The sequence below is a fragment of the Cryobacterium sp. TMT4-10 genome (genome assembly GCF_004403275.1).
GTDB lineage: Bacteria > Actinomycetota > Actinomycetes > Actinomycetales > Microbacteriaceae > Cryobacterium > Cryobacterium shii.
The window spans coordinates 1-20,749 of the sequence record NZ_SOGU01000093.1; the positions used below are offsets into that span (position 1 = coordinate 1).

Genomic DNA, 20,749 nt, shown 5'->3' on the forward strand with positions numbered 1-20,749 from the left:
AACATTCCCGACGACGACGTGGATCAACGAACCCGAAAAGGAAGGAACGAACTCAATGACCGCCTAAGGAAACTGACTCACATAGGTTGACATCTTCCGAAGCGCTACGCGAACTCGCGGATCGTGGAGCACCTAGTCCATCGCGCGTGCGAGCCAAACAGAAGATCAAAGGTTTTCTCTTGGATCTATCCGGCTCGGTTGAGAAAGCTGCCATCACCGTTCTTCAGAAGTGGGTCGAGGCCCAACTCGGGCTCTAGGTGCACCCAAAACAGCGTATTGGCGCGTGCGGGCTGAATGCGTGGAGGTCGCAGAGCCGACGGCGGGGCTTGAGTAGAGAGGCAGTTCGCCATCGAGCGTGTGTAGATGTAACCAACCAGGACACCCACTGGTGATCGTGACCAGTGTCCTCATGGCAAGCAGTGTTCGAGTCGTTGCTGACGGACAATGACGGAAAGAGGAGGCTCATGGAGCGCTACAGAATTGACCGGGAAACCAGCATGCCGTGGGTTGAGGTTGCCCATAGCGCACGGATCATGCGAGAGGTCCTCGACACTATTGGAACACCCCTGCGAGGCTCCGCATTCGCGCAGGTCGACGCTCAGTACCAGTGGGAAGCGGCGTCTGACTGGGCACGTGACTACCTAAGCGCCGGCATCGAGCACCTGGAATTCTGGGCCGACCTCACAGCGCCCCTGAAGTTTCACCCGGAAGCTGTCGTCCTGCACAAACTCCGCCCCGTGCAAGCCCTCGCTCGCGCAGCGGTCGAATCCGCCTCGCAAGCAGTCTGGATGATGGACGCCAAAGACGCCCATTCGACCGCGCTACGGCACCTCTGCCTGATCCTCGATGACCTCGAGGAAGAGAGGAAGGCGCTGCCACCCAGCGAAAAGCATCGCATGCATGCTGCGAGGGCTCAGCTCCTGGAACGGGTTGCAAGTACAACTTCTGAAGAGGAGATCGGACGCTTTCGCGGGTACATGGCCGTGGTCAAAGAAGCGTCAGCCGCAGCCGCCAGGAACGGAAGCAGGACTGGCGGAATTAGTGATCCTGCTGAAGTCGAGCGGCTGTGGCGATCTTCCGCGGGAACTGCCCACGGAAAGCGATGGCCGCTTGTGGCACTGCAGATTTCAGTCGCAGCAGGAAACAGCGACAGCGGCCGGGTCCAAAGAGCAACTATGCCTGATCCCCAAGCGATTACGAAGATATTGAAGCTCGCCGATGCCGTGGTCACTTACGGAGTTGTCCGGTTCGCCACGCACTCCGGATACGAACCGCAACTCGGGCAGATCCTTCGCGAGGCAACGGAACGGCTGCTTACTGTGATCCCGCGAATCGATGACGAGGATGCAGACACAGCTAACGGCTAGCCTCCGGCAATCCTCCGAAATCCGCTTTCGTCCAGTGCTGCTGGCCCACCGAACTACGCCGCCGCTCCTGCCCGACAGTGCAGTTCGGCGCGCGTAAACTTTGTTGCTTTTCGTCTGGGGGATTGTTCACTGCGTGCTGCCGGCGTCAAGCCGTCGTCACAGTTTCAGCAAAAACTTCTTCCCCTGCTGCGCTCCTTCATAACTTTTGGCCTGCAACCGTTCCTTGGGGCTTGACCCCGACAGCACTCCATGAGGGCGGAGAAACCGCCGAAAGGCAAAAAAATTTGGAGGAGAGAAAATGCTTGAACAGACACAGACCCCCGCGCACACGATTACTGCCGCTGACGTCGAATGGACAATCTTCCACCTCAACAGCTCGATCCGCAGGCGCGAGCGCACCCTGCATTGGGACGGATACGCCACGCCCCACACTCCCGAGCACCCCGCGGTCACGGCCGCGCGCACCGCCGACCAGCTCGCCAGGATCGCCGACCTCCGGACCCGGCTTGCCCTGTGGGTAGCCATCCAGGCCGAGCAGGCCACCACTGCACCGAGCAACTGAGGAGATGCGAACATGACGGATTACATCAGCACCAAGGACACCGCCAAGTTGGTTCGGGTGGCGTTGAAGAACGCGTTTCCCGGCGTGAAGTTCAGCGTCTGGATGAGCACCGGCACCGCGTCCGCATGGATGAACGTGTCATGGAGCGACGGCCCCACTGACCGGGAGGTAAGCGCAGTAACCAACCAGTACGAGGGCCGCAAGTTCAACGGCATGACCGACGGGTACGACGACCAGGGGTCCGCGCTCGTCGCGTTCGACGGCGAGGACATGCCCCGGGTCGTGCGGTACTCCTGCGACGGGATCAACACCCACCGCGACTACACGGCCGCCGGATACCGGGTCGCGCAGCACCTCATCAGCACCGACAGCGACCACAAAGACCTGGTCGTATTCACCCCCGAGGGTGAACCCCTCAACGATGCCGCCGTGCCCCACGGGATCTACGTTGCCGGGCACTTCCACGATTACATCTACAGCCCCGTGCACATCGCCCAGGTCATCCTGCACCGAGTCAACCTCTGCACCGTCACATCGCTCACCCGATAGACCAGGAGAACCAGCAATGAACACAATCACCATTGATACCGCCGCCGCTACGCGTTTCGTCGATGTGTTCGCGGCCGCCGACTTCGCGGGCGACGTGGGCCCGCGGATGAGCTGCACCGAAGTGGACGCCCTCGCCGGGCTGCTCCGCGCCTCCGGAGCCGACACCGCCGCCGACACCTGGGTCTCCGCACACGCCGAAGAAGACCAAGAAGGAGACAGCCACTACAAAGCTTGATCATCCAAACGCCCCCTTGACGACGATCAAGGGGGGCGTTTGGACACCCAGCAACTCACCGACCGGAGCAATCACCGACGACGGCTAAGGCCGTTCCTGGACAGAGGATGACCCCGGTTGTAGCGGCGCCGTCCCGGAACCTGGCAACGACGAGGCATCAGGCGAACTCTGCGCGCACACCAGTTGGGCGGACCGCTCAGCATCCTCCAACGAGGATCCGGCGGGACCGACAGGACCTAACCACTCCAGCGAAGAGCACCAAACCAGACAGGTTAGCGTTCGCTTCGAGAGCTCAATGACTTCAGAGCGCAGGAGCCTTCTTGACGTCGCGCAGCGCCAGACCCAGGCGGCCCGCTACTTCTGCCCTGGGGGTTCCGAGCTCGAGCATGGACGCGATGACGGCCGCCGCTGACGTGCGGGCGGCCGCGCTCTGCTGCGCTGCTCGATCCTGGATGGCTGCGATCTCCGCCTGTGCTGTCGCGTCGATCTCGTCGAGCGAGTCAGTGGCGACGAAGTAGTCGGTGGCGAGCTGCTCGAGCTTGTCTTCTTTCGCGCGGAACTCTGCCGCTTTCTCGCGTGCGCGAGAGCGGGCGGCAGTCTGCTTCGCAGACTTACGTACGTCGGCCATGCGTGTACCCCTTTCGTGGGTGGAGGAACCATTATGCGTGAGTCCAGCGCGCATGCTTGCCCGGTACTACCAAGGCCAGGGTGAGGCGGATCAAGACGCTGGAGGTTCGACAGAAGTGGGCGTGACTCAGGAGCCGGCCAACGGTCACCCTCGCGAAGGTCTTGGGCATGAGCTCATCAAAGCCCGCGGAATGCAGGTTCGACAAGATCGCGATGGACCGTTCACTCGACCTCAGAATGCGTTTGGTGGGGGTGTTTCGCAGGATTGAATATGTTGGTGCATCGCTTATCTACGGCCTCGGAAGGGACAGAATCGCAATACCGATGCTCTCCGACACGTCGCGTTCGCCGGTTATCGCGGTCGAACCCTCGTACCGTGCGATCGCTTGGTCCAGGGACTTGGATTGGGCAGAAAACGTTATGCCCCCGCTGGCGGAGTGTGAAATCGGAAGAGGCACGACCCTGCCATCAGCGGTTATCAAGATTCTGTTCTGGACATATTCCTGATGATTGAGATCGACAGACCAACCCACCATGCTTCCGGAACGCAGTACGTTACGGGTCCGCCTGATTCTGGAACGAAAGAAGCCGACAGACTCTTCGATGTCAGGTCCAACCTCCTCCCATGGCACGGTCGTCATTGTCCCAGGCGAGGCCAGTCGGGAGTAGACCAGCCCCATGGACACCGTGGCATCTGTCGTCGCCCAATCTGGAAGTACGCCTCCAGCGGCAGTCAATGTGATGAGCTGTCCGAAGGGGAGTGTCGGCGCGATCCCATAACTAGATTGACCACCGTGCCATAGGTTATATGCCGCCACTCGGGCGCCGACTAGCTCCGGGGTTGAAACACCCTGAGCCTTCATGCTTGCAGCTACTTCTTCTGCGCGGTTCTCCATTGCGTTCCATACGCATGGCTCGCACAGGTGCGGCCGGTCGCCGGGGGCTGTCAGTTGATCGAGCATGAGCGTAATCGCGGTCGGATATTCCAGCAGGTGCGTGCGGCAGAGGCGAGCGGCACATCGGGTACATCGGCCAGCGGACTGCGAACCACAATGGCAATATTCATCGACCATTACCAAAGAGTAGCGGCAGCCTTCATCGTACGAGCGAAGTCATGTCCCAGTTTCGGTGAGCACATCGGCTGCCTGCGACAGATCCTTTCGAGAAGCGACAAGGGGGCCCTTTCGCTGGGAGGAGCGCGTTTAGTTGCGAGCTGAGCACTGCCTACTCCGTCGTCTCGATAGTCTTTATCGGCAGGCACCCGTCGACAGGAGCCTCAGCATTCGACCATCACAATCTTCGATCGTGACCACCCTGCATCCTCATTCTTCGTATTAGTATTTGTCACACCTCTGGCATTAGTAATAGACGAGGTAAAGTGAGCGGGTGATGACTATGCATATCCTCTCTGCGGGAGACGGGTATGTGTATTACACCAACGAGGTCGCGACCGGTGATGCGAAGCGTGAGAGCGGCCGTGAGCTGGGCGATTACTACACCGAGGATGGCAACCCTCAAGGTGTCTGGGTCGGCGGGGGACTGGCCGCACTCGGCGTCTCCGGGGTCGTCACGGAGGAGCAGATGAAGGCCCTCTACGGTGAGGGTTTGCACCCCGACGCCGAACGAATCATTGCTGACGCGCAGGCCCAAGGCAAGACTGTGGGGGAGGCTACGAAGGCAGCCAAGCTCGGCCGTTCCTACTACGGCTACAGCACCGACGGTACTGACCTGTCCGCGAAGATCGCCGCCGGCTACACCGACTTCACCAGGGTGAACGGGCGCGAGCCGAACGTCGCCGACCGCCGTGCGATCCGCACACGTGAGGGTGACCTGGCGTTCCGCGACGCGAAGGGCCGGCCGCCGGCAGACAAGGACGAACTCGGACGGTTCATCACCGCGGCGACGCGGCCGACGCAGCAAGCGGTCGCCGGCTTCGACCTAGTCTTCTCACCCGCGAAGAGCGTCTCCGTGCTCTGGGGCCTCGGCGACGAGGACACCCGAAAGACGATCGAAGATGCCCAGGCAGTCGCGATCCTGGACACCGTGTCTTACCTAGAGCGGGAAGCGATCGCGACCCGGGCCGGCACGAACGGTGTCGCACAGATCGACGTCGAGGGTGGCCTGGTGGCGACGCGGTTCCGTCACTATGACTCCCGGAATGGTGACCCGCAGTTGCACGATCACCTGGTCGTGGCGAACAAGGTCAAGGGTGTCGATGGGAAGTGGCGCACGATCGATTCCAAGCTCTTCCACCGTCAGGGTGTGGCCGCGTCGGAGTTCTACAACCAACGCGTCATGGACGAAGTCACCACCCGCCTCGGCCTGGCCACAGAGCTGCGGGAAGTCACCCCGGGCAAGCGGCCCGTGGTCGAGATCGCCGGTGTCGATGAGCGCCTCACCGGGGCGTTCTCGACCCGGTCCGCGGACATCAAGAAGGTCGTCGGCCAGCTCGAGAAGGACTACCGGGCCACCCACGGGCGCAGCCCGGACGCGGTCGCCCGGATCAAGCTCGCGCAGCAGGCCACCCTCGAGACCCGCCCCGCGAAAGCCCACGTCCGATCCCTCGCTGGCCTCCGCGCCGAGTGGGCTGCGAAGGCCGCCGAACGCGTCGGCACCGCCACCGTCACGAACCTCCTCAAGGATGCCCGTGCTGCCGCACCGACCTTGGGTAGTAGGCCGGGGGAGCCGCGGGTGGTGGATGTGGACCGTGCTGCGCGTGAGGTTGTGGCGACGGTGTCGGAGCATCACGCGGTCTGGGGTCCGCACATGATCGAGGCCGAAGCTCGCCGCTGGGTCCAGAAGGAAACCAGCCTCGGCCCCGTACCCGAAGGCACGGTCGAGCTGATCACTCGGCGTGCACTGGAGACGGACTCGATCGCTGTGACCCCGCCCGCCCCGCACGGTTCCTTCGAGCCCCTGACCCGCCGGGACGGGTCGAGCATTTACGAGCACAAGGGTCGCATGCTCTTCACCTCCACCGGCCTCCTCGCTGCCGAAGACACGTTGTTGGCCGCGGGTCGCACGCGCACGATCGCCCCCATCACGGTGGCTGAGTTCGACCGCACCGCAGCCCGGCACACCGGACCTTTGGATGCCGGTCAGCGGGCCCTTGCCCGCGAGTTCACGACCTCCGGCACGCTCCTCGTCGTTGCGACCGGCCCGGCAGGCGCCGGGAAGACCACCGCCCTTGCGTTGGCTGCCCGCGCCACCGAGCAGGCCGGTGGCCGACTGATCGGGTTGGCCCCGTCCGCGACGGCGGCCGCCGTGTTCCGCGACACTGTCGAGGTCCCGGCGGCCACGATCCACTCCTTCGTCCGCGCCTACAACACCCACGGGGACGCCACCCCCGACAGTCGCCACCCGGACGAGTTGAAGCTGCGGGCGGGGGACATCATCGTCGTCGATGAGGCCGGTATGGCCGGCACCCTCAACCTGGCTAAGGTCACCAGCATTGCGGAGCGTCACGGGGCGCACGTGCGCCTAATCGGTGACGACCGGCAACTCGCCGCCGTCGAGTCCGGCGGGGCGCTACGCCTGCTGGAACGCGAAGTCGGCTCCGTCAAGCTCGAGGAGATCCACCGGTTCACGTCCCCGGCCGAAGCCGAAGCGACCCGGCAGTTGCGCGACCCGGCCACGGTGGGGGACCCGTTCCGCTGGTACGTCGACAACGGCCGGGTCACCGGCGGCGGCATCGACCGGATGACCGACCACGTCTTCGCCGCCTGGCAGCACGACGACGAAGCCGGCAAGAACGCCGTCATGCTCGCCCAACAAAACGTGACCGTCACCGACCTCAACACGAGGGCCCAGGCCTACCGGATGGGTGCCGGCCTGGTCTCCGGGAAGAAGTCCTCGCAGCTCCGCGACGGACTCGCCGCGTACCAGGGCGACCGGATCGTGACCCGCCTCAACGACGCCACCCTCCGCACCGGGCGCGGCACCGACCGCGTCAAGAACGGTGACGTCTGGACCGTCGGCAAGGTGCAAGCCGACGGGGCGTTGACCGTCACCCATGCCGGGCACGGCGGTCGCATCACCCTCCCCGCCGAGTACGTGCAGAACAACGTCGAGCTCGGATACGCGTCGACCATTCACCGGGCCCAGGGCATGACCGCGGACACCGCCCACGTCCTCGCCGACTCCTCCACCTCCCGCGAACTCGTGTACGTCGGGTTGACCCGTGGCAAGGAAGCCAACCATCTCTACGTCGAGACCGAAGATGCCCAGCCCATGAGTGACGTCCTGGCCGCCATCGCCGGCCACAGCGACGGGATGCTCTCCGCCACCGAAACCATCCGTGCCGAACAAGCCCGCGTCGATGACCTGGTCACCCTCATCGACCAATACGGCGACGTCGCCGAACGCGCCAACACCATCCGCTTCACCCAACTCGTCGGCCACACCCTCGACGAGCAGGACGCGCGGAACCTCACCAGCTCCGAGAGCTGGGGCGCCGTCACCGCCGCCCTCACCCGCGCCGAAACCCAGGGCCTCGACCCGGCCAGCGTGCTGCGGGAATCGTGGAACGAACGAGAACGCGGCACCGCCGACGACGTCGGCGCCGTCCTCTCCCACAGGATGGAACGACGCATCGAAACAGCCCCCGCCGACCAGGCGCCGGTGTCAGCAACCGAGCGCCCTGCAGTGCCGGCGTGGATTGCCGATCGGCGGGTGCTCGACGCCGCAGGCACCGACCCCGCATGGCGGGACCACCTGGGGGAGCGGTACGAGTACCTGGCCGTGCGACTCGAGGAACGCGGCACGGCGATCGCCGCCGATCAACCCGACTGGGCGCAGCAGCTCGGCGATGTCCCCGCCGAGAGCACCCGCCGGCAGGAGTGGGTGCGCCTCGCGGCCGAAGTCGACGTGTTCCGTGACCGGTACAAGGTCGACCCAAGCCAGACGCAGGCGATCCCTGAGGCGTACCGTGAGCGCAGATTTGGTGCAGAACTTGCAGTTCGTGTCGCGGCCATACGGGACAAGCAGGATCAGCGCGCCGTGCCGGGCGCGTCAGAGCCTCTGCAGAAGCCGACCACAGCACTCGACGCGATGCGCGCTGCGAACCGCGCGACGGCTGACAGGCAGCGGGAAGCGCAGCGTGCCGCCGGTCTCATCGTGAAGTCCCGCCAGACAAACCAACGGGACCAGTCAACTCAGACCGACATTCAACGTACCCGAGACCATGACCGCGAACGGTAGTCTCAAGAATTAGGTGTTTGGCCTCGGTTGGCGTTCGATCCGGAGGCCCGCACTTTCGTTGAAAATGAGCCTTGGCGACCAGCGACGGGATTCACCGTAACGTAGCGTCCGGTGACGGCACTGCGCGTAACCGCGCCGCCAACGCGATAGACGCCCTCGCCCAGGCTTTGGTACGAGGATGATTTCTCGTTCTTCGGCATGACGCCTCCTAGTCCGTATCCGTAATGATAGTTGCGGTAGGCACCGCAAACACGTCCTGAGTCAACCGAGTGCTCCACTCATCTCCGATACTCGCGAGCAACGGGCCCCACATCAGCTTTGATCCTTCGTAGGTCTCGGCTGGGTCCGGAAGGCCGATGGTGAGCACGGCTGAAGTCATTGTTGGGAGGGTTGGATGTGGTGCAGGCACAGGTAGTGCGAGCACGGACTGCCACTGACGGGTGTGGTGGCGCGGCAGATCTTGGAAGAGCAGGGCGTCCGAACCAAGTGCTTTTCCTGCGATCCAGGGGCTGTCGTACCCCGTCTCGACGGTCCGTAGCCCGGCAGGATCGAGGTACAGGCGATCCTGTGCGGCCCAGCGTGCAAGCCCGCCTTCTCCATCAGCCAGCCACAGTGTCAGGTTGAGGCGCTCAACGTCTAGAGTCTGCCGAATAGCTTCAGCATTGCGCCCAAGCTCCGCCACATAGGTCTCCTGGAGTTCTGCGAATCGGTCGGTATGGAAATCCCAGATCAGCTTTGCCCGCTCTTGGGGTGCGAGATAGTCGTCCGTATTGACGTGGCGCAGCTCACGAATAACTTGTGCTGCGTCGGAGAAATCGTGCATAAGAATGGGGCGCATACCGACGGCGGTCCACTGCGCGCTTAAGGCGCGCTCGAGCTTCGAGAACTGCTGTTTGTCAACGCTGAAGCCTTGTCGGGCCAGGAGCACGATGGCCGCGTGCTCAACGGGGGCTCCCTTTAGAGCGGCGTGAATCCATTGACGGACATCGGGGTCACGGTATGACGTTCCAGCGATAATCAGGGCTCCACGGCCGATAGCTTCACGCAACAATTCCTTTTGCCACGAGCCCTGCGCACAAATTAGATCCAGGAAATCCGTGAAGGTGAGCACCACTTTGTCCGTCGTGCTCGGGCTGACAACGCCGTGCAAGTGGTGCACGACGTAGGAACCGTCCCCGACCGAGATGTTCTTCCCGGTTGAACTCACTACCTCGACTCCAGACTCGCGCTCCAGCGTCTGCTCGAGCAGCACGTCGAAGTTGAGCGTAATCAAGCTAGTGTCCTCGGACTCTCCGCCAAGGACGTGTGCCACGGTCGCCAGCTGCAGTGGAGAGGACTCGGTCGACGCCACACCGTCATACAAGGCAGCGCGTACTTTTCTCAACCACTTTTCATCGCCGTACGCAGCTCGTGCTGCCTCCACGACAATCAAAGGATCTTGACGGGTGAGAAGCAACTGAGCGCTGTCAACGCCGTCTACTGAAGCGCTGCCAACCAGCAGGCGGGTGGCCAGTTCATCCCAGCCAGGAAGTCCAGAGGTCGTCGACGCGCCGGCCCCGAGCAGGAGGGTCGTGTGTTTCTCAGAACCAGACGCTCGTAGCTGGTCCATAGTCTCGGCAGTCAGGTCGGGAGCGCTCACGATGCCATGCTCTCATTTGCCGTGCTAAACCCTGGGAGGCCTAGGCGTCTTCGACGTGTCTACCGGCAGCCCGGCTACAGCAGCCTACAAACAATGTTTCCTCCCTTTCGGGACAATCAACCGTCCGACGTTGCGGACAACCGGGACGACACGGTCATTGAGCAGGAAGGCGGCCTGGGTCGGCAGATGAGAGACGCGACCCGGCCGGCATGCTGGCTGGCACATCCCGTCAGGCCAATTTCAACTCGCGCATTTTTGAACGAAACCAGTACCCCATAGACGGGGATCGATCAGGCAGCTTTGAGTAGGAACACGCAGGGAGACATTTCTGTACGCAGAGAAGTCGCCGCATAGGGCTAAGAGGAGGGGCGCGTTCAACCGGAACGCCTCGGCCGCAACCAGAAGGAAGAAATCATGAAGAAGCGCCCACGAGTCACCCTTGACCTAACCAAGGTCATCGTGGCCCTCATTACGGCGGGCACCGCCCTGGTCATAAGCCGGTAGCGCACCAGGGCCTACGCACTACCTGGTTTAGTGGTGGCCTTGAGTAGAAAATCGGGGGTGCCGCCTGTGCGGCACCCCCGATTCGCCTTTGATTGGAGCTAGACGCGCTGGCTGATAGTTCCGCCAGGGTCCTTTCCTGCTGCCTCGGCGGATACAAAAATCCCCGACGCTGCCGAGCGATGAACCGTACGGGCATTACCCGTTCCTTGGCCGACGCGCTCCGTGGTCGTCTTGGCCGGCCACCGGGCGGCGGCGGCGTTTGAGATGAACTTTCCTGACTTTGCGCTGCGATTTGCAGACTGACCCATATTGGGCCTCCTTCCATTCGAACTGGACAGTGCAGTAGTGGGTGGCCGCCGACACCGTGAGGTCAAGCATCTCCGGGAGACGACGCGGACCCTATCGTCTCTTTCCGAGCCCGGGGAGGCCACCGCCGACGGTGATGACGGAATGGCACGTTCTATCGGGGTATTCAGGGAGCCCGAGTGCAATCTCCTTCTCAGCCAGAAGAGCGTTCGCCTGGATGTGGGCGATCCGCACGTACTCGCTGCCCGGCATGATCTGGACCAATCCGTAGGTTGGCGCTTCGCGGGCTGCTGTGCTTCCGGTCGAGATGCAACGCATCCCGCCGTCCTTATGAGACTTGAACGTCAGCCCGGCTGTGAGGGCTACGACCTTTGCGCAGGTGGGACAGTGGAGTCTTTTTGGCACGTTCCGTCCAATCGTGTCCTCATTAAGGGGGACAAGAGTGACTCTACCGGCACTAGGAGATTTATTCTATAAAGTCCGAAAAAGTCTGACTTAGATTAGAAGAATCGAAGCTTGGAGTCACCATGACGCTGTGCGGTGCGGTCGTATGAATCGTTAGAAGCGCGTCGTCCGGGGCTGTAGGCGCAGCACCTGCGAGGGGAGTCCTACTCTGCAATTCCTGCAATAGATGCATTACAAACGGACATAATAACCATTATCGGTCATATCGACCGACATATCACCTGTCATAACACCCGCGAATTGGTAGTCTCGGTTCATGCTCAATACGTCAACCGGGGATGGTTCTCGTTCTGGTTCTGATCGCGCGGCTCATGAACGCTCCGTGGGTCTGAGTATTGCTGAGATCGCAGCGGAGTTGCAGGTGCAACTGGGCCAGGCGCAGCTGGGGGCGATCGTGGGTAGGAATGCCCGCACGCTTGCTCGCTGGGCACACGCAACGGTGCGGCCGCCACATGCGAGTGAAAAGTTCCTCAGAGACACATTTCAGGTGCTCGAGATCCTCTGTTCGGTTCATTCGACTGACGTTGCCAGGGCGTGGTTTATGGATATGAACCCGGAACTGGGTGATGCTTCGCCGGCCGAAGCGCTTTCGGAGGGGCGTTCCCGAGAGGTCATGGCCGCGGCGCGGGCCTACGTAGCCGCGGCTTAGGCTGGGCAGCATGACGGTCGAACAGGTTGAGCAAGGACCGCGCCGAGTCGCGCGCACTGTGGAGGTGCCAGCTTCATGCGACGACGTCTTCGCGTTGGTGGCTGATCCGCACCGTCACGGTGAGCTGGACGGCTCGGGCACCGTCCGCGACACGGTGTCGGGGCCGCGGCGGCTCAGCCAGGGCGCACGATTCTCGGTAGCGATGAAGCAGTTCGGCGTCCGGTATCGCATCACCAGCACGGTGACGTGCTTCGAGGACGGTCGGCTTGTGGAATGGAGTAGCCCAGCGGGCCACCGGTGGCGCTGGGAACTCACGCCGCTCACGCCCACGTCTACGCGCGTCACTGAGACGTTCGACTACAGCACCGTCCCAGCCGTGCAGGGCAAGGTCTTTGAGTTGCTCGGCTTTCCTCGGCAGAACGCCGCCGCTATCGAAGCCACCCTGCGCCAACTCGCGTCGCGCTACGCCCGAGCTTGACGTGACGGTGCTCGCGTCCTGACCGGACGCCGCTGCCCCCGTCTGCACGGGCGCACGCCTTGTCCGCTGCTGCCAGCGGTCCGATCGCGAGGCATGAGTAGGTGCCGGCGTCGGCGCGGATGACTCGGGGCTACTCCCCTTGTCTGCCGATGTAGTCAGCCATGCCGGGCACGGTGAACGCGACGAAACCGCGTTCTGGTGTGTAGATGTGACCGCTCCGGATCAAGTCTCGGCGATTGACGGAGAGGTCCGTTGTGCGTTTCTTCCCCAGTCGTGTCACGAGTTCGGCCATTGAGGAGGGGGCATCGTCGTCGATGGCCATTGCGGTCATGAAGGCCCGCTGAGTCGGTGTAGCCCGCTCCCACCTCGATTGATACAGGCCTTGTTCCACTTCACTTCGCGCTGACTCGATCCCGATGTGGGCGTCCTGCAGAGAAATGGTGTCCGTGGCCCTGACGGCCCAGACATGACTGCCACAGGCTTGGATGAAGTAGGGGTATCCTCCCGTAGCTGTCACCGCTGCGTCCAGGGCGTCAGGTTCCCAGTCGACTCCGTTGGCACGTGCCGGGGCAGTGAGGGCGTCAGATGTTGCGGCGGTGTCAAGCAAACCGATCTGGCGATAGTCGTAGAGGCGCTCCGCGTAGCTGGTCGCGTCAGCGAGCACGGCAGGCAGGGAGGGCAACCCCGCGCCGACGAACACGACTGGGACGGGGAAGACGTCTTGGCCGAGGTTATGCAGGGCGACGTTGAGAGCCGCGAGATCCTCGGATGAGGCTTCTTGGAGTTCATCGACGGCCAGCACGATAACGGTGTTGGCCTCACGCGCAGCAAGCCCGATGGTCTCCAATAACTCCTGGAGATCGACGGCGAGATCGCCGCTATCGGCTACGCCGCGCTCCGGCTCAACGTCGACAGTGAAGGAGTAGGTCCCGGACGGATCGACACGCACCTGGAATGAACGAAGCACGCGGGCGGCCTTGGACCAGAGAGCTTTGGCACGGTCAGAGCTTGAGAGAACTCGTCGAAGTGCGAGGTGGAGCTCCTTGGCCAGCGCGACGGCCAGGGGCTTGCTGCTCGAGGCCTCGACTTTGATGAAGATCAACTTCAGCTCGGCCGCGTCGCGTCCGAGCTGATTGAGCAACACCGTCTTCCCTACTCCGCGGAGCCCGGAAAGGATCCACGGCCTCTCCCCCTCCCCCGTTTCCCGCGCCTGGTACAGCCGGGTGCGGAATTCACCGAGCAGGTCAGAGCGGCCTGCCAGAACCGGCGGCACCCGCCCTGCACCTGGCTTGAAAGGATTCGTCGAAAGCTCCATAAATAGAACAATATAGCCCCGAGTAAATGAATCGTTTACTCGATCATAGAAGCCCTTATAAAAGGGGCGGTACGAAGCTGTTTCGGGTGGACTATTCGGTCACCGATGAATTGCGGTATCCCGACAAGCGGAGTCGCGGGACGTGCCAGCAGAAGACCTAGTCGACCTGGTACATCGGTTCGACGTCGTGATAGACAACGTCCTGTTGATGGTTGTACATGTGGGTGAGGCGCGGCAGGTCTGTGTCGTGGGCAGATGTATAGTCCGGCTCACAAGACGGCCAGCCCTGCCCTTCCACCGACACCAACATTGCCGTGCAGTCCCACGCGACACCGGCCGGGAAGTATTGGAGGATCATCGTTGCCGCCATGCTGCACGAGTGATTGCCCTCGTCTTTAATGCAGATTCCGTAGGACGTAGCACCAGGTGCATCAGTTGCCTGCTCGACAGACTCCACAAACGCGTCCGGCCACTTCTTCAGCGTCTGCGTACCGCTAAAGCAATCTGAGGGTTTCGACCGTGTGCACCACTCTCCAGACAGCTCAGCGGGGAGGCCGGCGACGCTGGGTTCTGGGGCGTCTGTGATTGTGACGATATACGGGTTGTTTAGGTTGGTCAGCATGTCGCCGATGGCGGGGCCGACCTGGCTGGCGAGGCTCACGCCGTCCACTATCCACTTGACGCCGGCGACGAGCCTGACAAGCCAGGCATCCCCCTTGAAGTAATACTCCATCGCTGGCCCTAGGCAGTCGATCGAGGTTCCGACAGCTGTTTTGATGTACTCCGTGACAGCGGTGACGGTGGCAGGGTTTGCTCCCGCCATCTTCCCGAACCCTCCGATGCATCCAGTGTTAGTGAGGGCGTCGAGAGCGTCTTTGGACCGAATCTTTTTGCCCTGCACTTCGGCGAGGAACATGTAGGTGTCCGCGGCGAAGCGCAGGGCTTCCCCAACATAGGCCGAGGGGCTTCCCGACATGTAGACGCCTTGCAGGCTGTCGCCTGCGACGGTGTAGCTCGCGGCGTCGTACCCGGATAGTGCATAGATGGAGTTGCCGGTCTTTGCTTGCGATCCGAGGATGGCAAACAGCTGTGTGTAGGCGTTCTCCAATGACCTGTCCTCATCGTTTAGGACGAGGTTGCCGGTGGCCTCGACAACCATGGGGTAGCCGCGAGCATTCTTGATTTTCAGTTCAGGCCGTGTGTCTCGGATTCCGGCACACCAGGAGCCTCTCTGATCATCTTCGTGAGGTCCGTTGGTGCGGTGGCCTCCAGCCAGGAGTGCGTCTGTCTCTTTGCAGGCGAGTGCTAGGTCGGTGGGCAGGGGCGAGAACACCCCGGACCAGATTCTCGTGATGGGGTCCGTCAGATCATGCCACCAGTCGGTGAACCAATTAGAGAAGTGTGTGGTGACGACCGACGCTTCGTTGCCGACCAGCGTGACGACGTCCACGGGCTGCAAGATGCCAGCGTCATCGATATAGCTGACGAGTGGCGCAGGCTCTCCTTCTTGTGGGGTACCCGTGAAAGTGATGGTGGCTTCCCCGACCAGGTTGGCATCGCCACTGAGGCTGATGTCGAATCCATGTTTTCCGTTCACTTCGATGGGAGCAATCGAAAGTTCTCCGGAACCGGAGATGGAGTCCTTGGCTAGCTCGACTCGGATGTCATCGACTGTGAGCGTCGCCGGTGTTCCTGCCTTCACCCGCACCGACCCGTCTGGTAAATCTGCCGGTGCGCACGAGGTGAGGGTTGCGCCAAGCACAACAGCACTCGTTAGTATTCCGAGGACGCGACCCCAGGCGGACTTCTTCATAATTTCTCCTGGTCGCTTTCCTGCAGCCAGGCATAGGAGGATCGCGGCCCCAAGAAACCACCACCGGTATGTCCTTAACCGGACGGAGAACTTCTTGCTCTTCGTCGTCTGTGAGGCGGTAGCCGCTTCCGAAGGAGCGGCTATCGGGAACGAATTCTTCGCCGTCATCCGTAGCTCTGTGACATGCAGCTCAGGCCGAGAGGATCGAACGACACCTTCCTTGCTGCGGCACGATGCTTCCCGCGTGCCATCAGGCTAAGGATGAGTGCGGCCACGTTCATTGTTTGGTGAGCGTCACGATATCGACACCGCCGGAGCTCATGACCATGTCATCCCCGTCAAACCTCACCTGGTACGAAGCCTGGTTCGGCGGCTGCGAGACGACGAGCGTGTAAAACCCGTTGCTCTTAGTATCTGACAGGGTGCAGGTCATCCCGCCTCCGATGTCGAGCGGGGTCGTCCCGTTGTAGTACATGCCGGAGCAGGATCCGTCGTCGTTCACGATCTTCGTCGCTGAGCCATCCGATGCGGTCCACATGCCGGTGATCGTCGGAGTACTCGTGCAACCGGTCAGGAGGAGAGCGGCGGTGACAGTGATGGCCGCGGCGATGTACCGATGTTTCGATGAGCGCGTGCCGGGCAGCCCGTGCAGGCCGGTCACCAATTCGTGGCCGTCCAGTCCGTCGCGTTGTCTATCGCCGAGTCGTTGTTCTGCGTGGCTGCCTTTGAACTGGGGAGCCCCGCGATGACGTTGTCCGACACCCCGCAGTATGAGTCGAGCGCTGCGGTCACGCCGAGTGAGTTTCCGATGGTGCCTGTGTCGAGGTTGTGAGCTTTCAACAGCGCCCTCTCGGTGCTCTGACGACTGGCGTTGTCCATCGCCGCGTACTCATCACAGGTTGTCGCGCCGGGGTTTGAGCAGCCTGCCAGCAGAGGCAGGACCAGGACGGTAAAAGCGACGGTGACCAGCTTCGGCTTGCGCGCTCTGACGTTGACTGCCGCTCTTTCGCATTTCGTTACTGTGAGCTGCACGGGCGGCTTGTTTTTCGCCACGGTCACAATCCGTTCTGCACGTATTCGCTGAACTGTTTCAGTGTCTTGTACGCGGGCGCCGACCACGGTGAAACGGGAATGAAGGAGAGCACAGTGTCGCGGGTTCGCAGGTAATCCGGAATGCGGAACTCAACGCTGGTCGACCCGCTCGCACCCGTGGTCAAGGCCAGGGTGAACGCCGCATGCTGCATGCGGACAAAGTTGCGGGCGACGCCCGTGACCAGGTCGTCCGTGCCGCTGAGGGTGATCTTCTCGCCCTGGGCGACCTGGGCCGCATCGTCGAAGAGCTGGCGCACCTGGCCGCGAGACTTCGTTGTTGTGGCCGTGAACTCGAGCGCTTGAACTTTTTCGTCGATGACGGCCATGGTTATGCCTTCCCTAGGTCGCGCTGCTTGATACGGTGCAAGGCGTTCTCACGCTTGGCGGATTGGTACATCCGCTGACCGAGCCACGCCAGGAGCGCGCCCGCGGCGACCAGGACAATGATGACCGGCAACTGGTCCGGGTAGTAACCGATGACGGACATCCACACGAATCCCACGAGCAGGAGCACAACGCCGACGCTGGCCAGAACTGCGCCTGGGGTGGTGGACCGTGGATCAGCTGACATGAGTAGGGCTCCAATGCTCCGACGGTCCTCTAGCGGGTCGCTTGCGCTCAACTTAGCGACCTCAGAAAACAAAGCGATAGCTCCCCTTTTAGGGGATGTGCTCGGCCTTCTGGCTATATCGGGGGTCATCAGCCCACTGACATCGGCTCGCGCTGACGAATTGAATCATGGTAATCCGGCGGACAAGAACCAATACGGTGGATTTCATATGAAGTGCTAGTTCAGGGGCAAGGACGGGCCCGCTCTACGCCAGTGTCACCTACAAATATCAGCTGGACGGTTATCGTTTCTGTGAGGCCGGAGCGGCAGCGGACATGCAGAGCGGAACCGGCAGCGTTTTAGAACCGATCGGTCCTGGCTTCTTTCCGTCGTACCTCACGTACATGGACAAGGTTGTGTCCTGCTCCACCTGTACTAGCGATGCGAGGATCACCGTCGGAGTGAATACTTACGTGGGCAGTCCAGTGGGTTCCTTGCCGGACTTCGCCGTCCTTCGGGATGTCAGGGCGAGTCTGGTTGCTGACGAGCTGGCCTTCCAGAGGCTTCGGAGCACATTCCCTGGCCTTGACTTCTCTGACGCCCGTCCGAACCGAGGCCGAGCCCGGGTGCTCGGTGTACCCGAAGTTGGGCGACCAGTCCTGTTGTCCTGTTGCCCGTTGAGCCACGTGACGAAGTTGGCCCGAGAATCATCGTGGCCGCCCGTTCCTTTGCGGCTCACGGGTAGGTTCCTCGCTTTCCGGGCGACGATCTGATGCTGCGGGCTGGATGCCGCTGGCGATGATGTGGAGGAGCGTGGGCGCGTAGCTCACGTAACGGGTTGTGCCCGGACTTTGCTCGGGGCCGAACCGACCGAGCACGCCTACTCGACCGCATTGTGGTGCGCGAGGGAGAACCCTGCGCACGGTGCCGGATGCCCCGGAGCATCCGCTCGGTCATGAGGAAGCTCATCATCTCGATTGGCTCCACGAGTATCACGGCCCAGTCGATGAGGTGCGTGTACCGATTGATTGAGTCCTGGCCCTGACCCCAGCGAGTGGACACCTCACAAGAGAGAATGTTCACTATGGCAAGATCACGTCGGGAGTTCACTCCTGAGTACAAAGACGAGGCTGTGAAGCTGGTGTTGACCACCGGCAGAGCGGTCGCGACCGTCGCCCGCGAGCTCGGGATCAACGAGGCCACGCTGGGCCGGTGGGTCAGCGCGTTCAAGGGCCGCAACGAGACCGGACAGACCGAGGTCACCGAGTCTGAACGGGCCGAGCTGCTTCGGCTACGGAAAGAGAACGCGGACCTGAAGATGGACAGGGCGTTCTTGAAAAAAGCGTCCATCTTCTTCGCCCAGGAAGCATCGGATACGAACGCCAAGCGTTCGAACTGATGCTGGCGGAGAAGACCAACTTCACCATCACCCGCATGGTCCGCCTCCTCGAGGTTTCCCGGTCGGGCTACTACGCCTGGATTGGGCGATTGCCGTCGCCGGCGTCGCTTCGGCGGGTGCACATTGAGCAGAAAGTCGCGTTCTTCCACGGCGATTCCGACGAGGTCTACGGCGCCCCCAGGATCCTGGCGGATCTCCGTGGGGACGGGGAGATCATCTCCCGCAAAACCGTCGCCGCGACCATGCGAAGACTGGGATTGGCGGGGATCTGCCCGAAGAAGTGGAAGACGACCACGATCATCGATCACGCTGACGCTTACCCGGTCGACGCGGTGAAACGTGAGTGGGATACCGGGGCTTTGAATCAGGTCTGGGTGGGCGATATCACCTACCTGAGGACCTGGGAGGGGTGGGTGTATTTGGCGACCGTCATCGACGCTCACAGCCGCCGCGTCATCGGGTGGGCCATCGCCGACCACATGCGCACCGACCTGATCGAGGACGCCCTCCGGATGGCCTTGGTGCTGCGCGGGGACCGCCCGGCGACGGTGATCTTCCACTCCGACCGCGGCACCCAGTATGCGTCGGAGCAGATCACTCTGTTCGCGGCCCAGAACGGCATCACCCGGTCGATGGGTTACACCGGGATCTGCTGAGACAACGCCATGGCCGAGAGCTTCTTCGCGACGTTGAAAACCGAGTTCTACTACCGCCGGGTTTGGCCCACCCGGGCCCGCGCGATCCAAGGCGTCTCGGACTGGATCGAGGACCGCTACAACCGCCGCCGGCGCCACTCCTCGATCGGGCACGTCACCCCAGTGGACTTCGAGATGCAATACTCGTCACAGGCCGCAGAGATCCAACTCGCCGCTTAACCCGTGTCCACTCTCCGGGGTCAAGGCCATCCAGGGATAACGTTGCTCCGGTCGGTCCGACGCTTTGAGTGGGGAGCGTCAGGACGATCAAGAAGTTCGCGGCCCCTGGGGAAATGGAGTTGGTCGAATGGCTCCAGCCCGACCTGCCCAAACTGGGGGTTAATGCACGGATCTGTGCAAAGGTCGGTAACCCTAAAATGAGGGGTCACGAGCAAATTACATCGTGCGAGATTTGGGGATCTCTTGGCGTTCTTGTCGCGATGGAAGTTAGTTGGTGTCGCAGGGCTTACGGTTTGCACCCTGGTCGGCTGTGTCAGTCAGGCGTACCCGGACCGTCCCGTTTCATTGTCCCCTTCGAAATCTTCGGTCCCAGAAACGGCTCCGACACCGGCCGTTGCGACTGAGGCCGCCTCACCAGGGCAGGAAACGCAGGTCAGCCCGGGGCCGCCTGCCGCTTGGCCGGCTGATGTTCCCCTGCCGCCCGGTGAGAATCTCGTCGGGTATGTCCTCGACGGGTCAGTGCTTTTTGTGCACGTCGACTCGGCAGATGCTTCGGTCGTCGCGTCCTACGGTGCACAGCTCAGCGCGACGGGCTGGAACGAGGCGCTGATGACCGACGGTGATGGAAACCCCATGGTCAATTTCTCGCAATACTCCCGCGGCACAGACGAGGCGTTCCTCACTTTCGACCCAGACGGTGCAGGATTCACCGTGCAATTGACTCTCGTATGAAAACGTACCGGCGCAGCCTGATCGCGCTACTGATCTTCGCGACCAGTGCTTTCAGTCTCGCCCTGTGCGTCGGGGCGCCAGATATCGCTTCTGCAGAGACCAAATTCGATTACCCAAAGTCGCCGGTTATCAAGCTGCAGACGGATTCTTCCGGCGGTCTGTTCTGGCAAGTCAAGGTCACGAGTGACACGGCCTACATAGCCACTTGGGAGCGGACGGCAGGGATCTGGCCCAGTGCAGAAGAAGCCAAGGCCGCCGTCACTTCATACTCGCAATGCGCAAGCGTTGCGAAGCGCGGAAGATGTCAACCTATGTGAGTCAGTTTCCTTAGGCGGTCATTGAGTTCGTTCCTTCCTTTTCGGGTTCGTTGATCCACGTCGTCGTCGGGAATGT

The 20,749-nt window shown here is 62.0% G+C and carries 17 protein-coding genes and 1 pseudogene; 10 read left to right on the forward strand and 8 right to left on the reverse strand.

The features are described 5' to 3' along the window. The first annotated feature begins 464 nt into the window (after nucleotides 1-464). The 4 genes from E3T42_RS14225 (at nucleotide 465) to E3T42_RS14240 (ending at nucleotide 2,713) form a co-directional block, all read left to right on the forward strand. A complete protein-coding gene (locus tag E3T42_RS14225) occupies nucleotides 465-1,367 on the forward strand; it encodes a hypothetical protein (protein WP_134403198.1) in 903 nt (300 codons plus the stop codon). A gap of 298 nt (nucleotides 1,368-1,665) precedes the next feature. Then, nucleotides 1,666-1,929, forward strand: a complete 264-nt coding sequence (locus tag E3T42_RS14230; protein WP_134403199.1) for a hypothetical protein — start codon at nucleotides 1,666-1,668, stop codon at nucleotides 1,927-1,929. A 12-nt stretch (nucleotides 1,930-1,941) separates the two neighbouring features. Continuing rightward, on the forward strand, nucleotides 1,942-2,478 hold the full coding sequence (locus tag E3T42_RS14235; RefSeq protein ID WP_134403200.1) for an LPD29 domain-containing protein: 537 nt from the start codon (nucleotides 1,942-1,944) through the stop codon (nucleotides 2,476-2,478). Nucleotides 2,479-2,494: 16 nt separating this feature from the next. After that, nucleotides 2,495-2,713: a hypothetical protein gene (locus tag E3T42_RS14240; protein WP_134403201.1), complete on the forward strand. Its 219-nt coding sequence runs from the start codon at nucleotides 2,495-2,497 to the stop codon at nucleotides 2,711-2,713. Between the two features lie 301 nt (nucleotides 2,714-3,014). On the opposite strand, the gene E3T42_RS14245 is transcribed toward E3T42_RS14240, so the two are convergent. After that, a complete protein-coding gene (locus E3T42_RS14245) occupies nucleotides 3,015-3,341 on the reverse strand; it encodes a hypothetical protein (protein WP_134403202.1) in 327 nt (108 codons plus the stop codon). Between the two features lie 167 nt (nucleotides 3,342-3,508). On the opposite strand from E3T42_RS14245, the gene E3T42_RS14255 reads away from it, so the two are divergent. Both E3T42_RS14255 and mobF read left to right on the forward strand, forming a co-directional pair. After that, nucleotides 3,509-3,847, forward strand: a complete 339-nt coding sequence (locus E3T42_RS14255) for a hypothetical protein (RefSeq protein WP_134403203.1) — start codon at nucleotides 3,509-3,511, stop codon at nucleotides 3,845-3,847. Between the two features lie 882 nt (nucleotides 3,848-4,729). Beyond that, the gene (mobF, locus tag E3T42_RS14260; RefSeq protein ID WP_134403204.1) at nucleotides 4,730-8,539 is read left to right on the forward strand and encodes a MobF family relaxase; all 3,810 of its coding nucleotides are present in this window, start codon (nucleotides 4,730-4,732) and stop codon (nucleotides 8,537-8,539) included. Between the two features lie 208 nt (nucleotides 8,540-8,747). Here mobF and E3T42_RS14265 read toward each other — a convergent pair whose 3' ends face one another. Continuing rightward, nucleotides 8,748-10,178 carry an SIR2 family protein gene (locus E3T42_RS14265; protein WP_241976189.1) on the reverse strand — a complete coding sequence of 477 codons (1,431 nt, stop codon included), beginning with the start codon at nucleotides 10,176-10,178 and terminating at the stop codon, nucleotides 8,748-8,750. Between the two features lie 1,531 nt (nucleotides 10,179-11,709). Here E3T42_RS14265 and E3T42_RS14275 point away from each other — a divergent pair. Further along, complete coding sequence (locus E3T42_RS14275; protein ID WP_134403205.1) at nucleotides 11,710-12,102, forward strand: hypothetical protein; 393 nt, start codon at nucleotides 11,710-11,712, stop codon at nucleotides 12,100-12,102. Nucleotides 12,103-12,112: 10 nt separating this feature from the next. After that, nucleotides 12,113-12,580: an SRPBCC family protein gene (locus tag E3T42_RS14280; RefSeq protein WP_174776691.1), complete on the forward strand. Its 468-nt coding sequence runs from the start codon at nucleotides 12,113-12,115 to the stop codon at nucleotides 12,578-12,580. Between the two features lie 130 nt (nucleotides 12,581-12,710). Here E3T42_RS14280 and E3T42_RS14285 read toward each other — a convergent pair whose 3' ends face one another. The 6 genes from E3T42_RS14285 to E3T42_RS14310 all read right to left on the reverse strand — a co-directional run bounded on the left by E3T42_RS14285 (nucleotide 12,711) and on the right by E3T42_RS14310 (nucleotide 17,371). After that, a complete protein-coding gene (locus tag E3T42_RS14285) occupies nucleotides 12,711-13,895 on the reverse strand; it encodes an ATP-binding protein (RefSeq protein ID WP_134403207.1) in 1,185 nt (394 codons plus the stop codon). Between the two features lie 157 nt (nucleotides 13,896-14,052). Continuing rightward, nucleotides 14,053-15,876: a hypothetical protein gene (locus E3T42_RS14290; RefSeq protein WP_134403208.1), complete on the reverse strand. Its 1,824-nt coding sequence runs from the start codon at nucleotides 15,874-15,876 to the stop codon at nucleotides 14,053-14,055. A gap of 109 nt (nucleotides 15,877-15,985) precedes the next feature. Continuing rightward, a complete protein-coding gene (locus tag E3T42_RS14295) occupies nucleotides 15,986-16,369 on the reverse strand; it encodes a hypothetical protein (protein ID WP_134403209.1) in 384 nt (127 codons plus the stop codon). Then, complete coding sequence (locus tag E3T42_RS14300) at nucleotides 16,366-16,761, reverse strand: hypothetical protein (protein WP_134403210.1); 396 nt, start codon at nucleotides 16,759-16,761, stop codon at nucleotides 16,366-16,368. The genes E3T42_RS14295 and E3T42_RS14300 overlap by 4 nt, the downstream gene beginning before the upstream one ends. Nucleotides 16,762-16,763: 2 nt before the next feature. Then, on the reverse strand, nucleotides 16,764-17,126 hold the full coding sequence (locus E3T42_RS14305) for a hypothetical protein (RefSeq protein WP_134403211.1): 363 nt from the start codon (nucleotides 17,124-17,126) through the stop codon (nucleotides 16,764-16,766). 2 nt (nucleotides 17,127-17,128) lie between these two features. Next, a complete protein-coding gene (locus E3T42_RS14310) occupies nucleotides 17,129-17,371 on the reverse strand; it encodes a hypothetical protein (RefSeq protein ID WP_134403212.1) in 243 nt (80 codons plus the stop codon). 1,054 nt (nucleotides 17,372-18,425) lie between these two features. On the opposite strand from E3T42_RS14310, the pseudogene E3T42_RS14315 reads away from it, so the two are divergent. Next, nucleotides 18,426-19,624: pseudogene (locus E3T42_RS14315) on the forward strand (IS3 family transposase). Nucleotides 19,625-20,152: 528 nt separating this feature from the next. Further along, a complete protein-coding gene (locus E3T42_RS14320) occupies nucleotides 20,153-20,356 on the forward strand; it encodes a hypothetical protein (RefSeq protein ID WP_134403213.1) in 204 nt (67 codons plus the stop codon). Nucleotides 20,357-20,749: the final 393 nt, after the last annotated feature.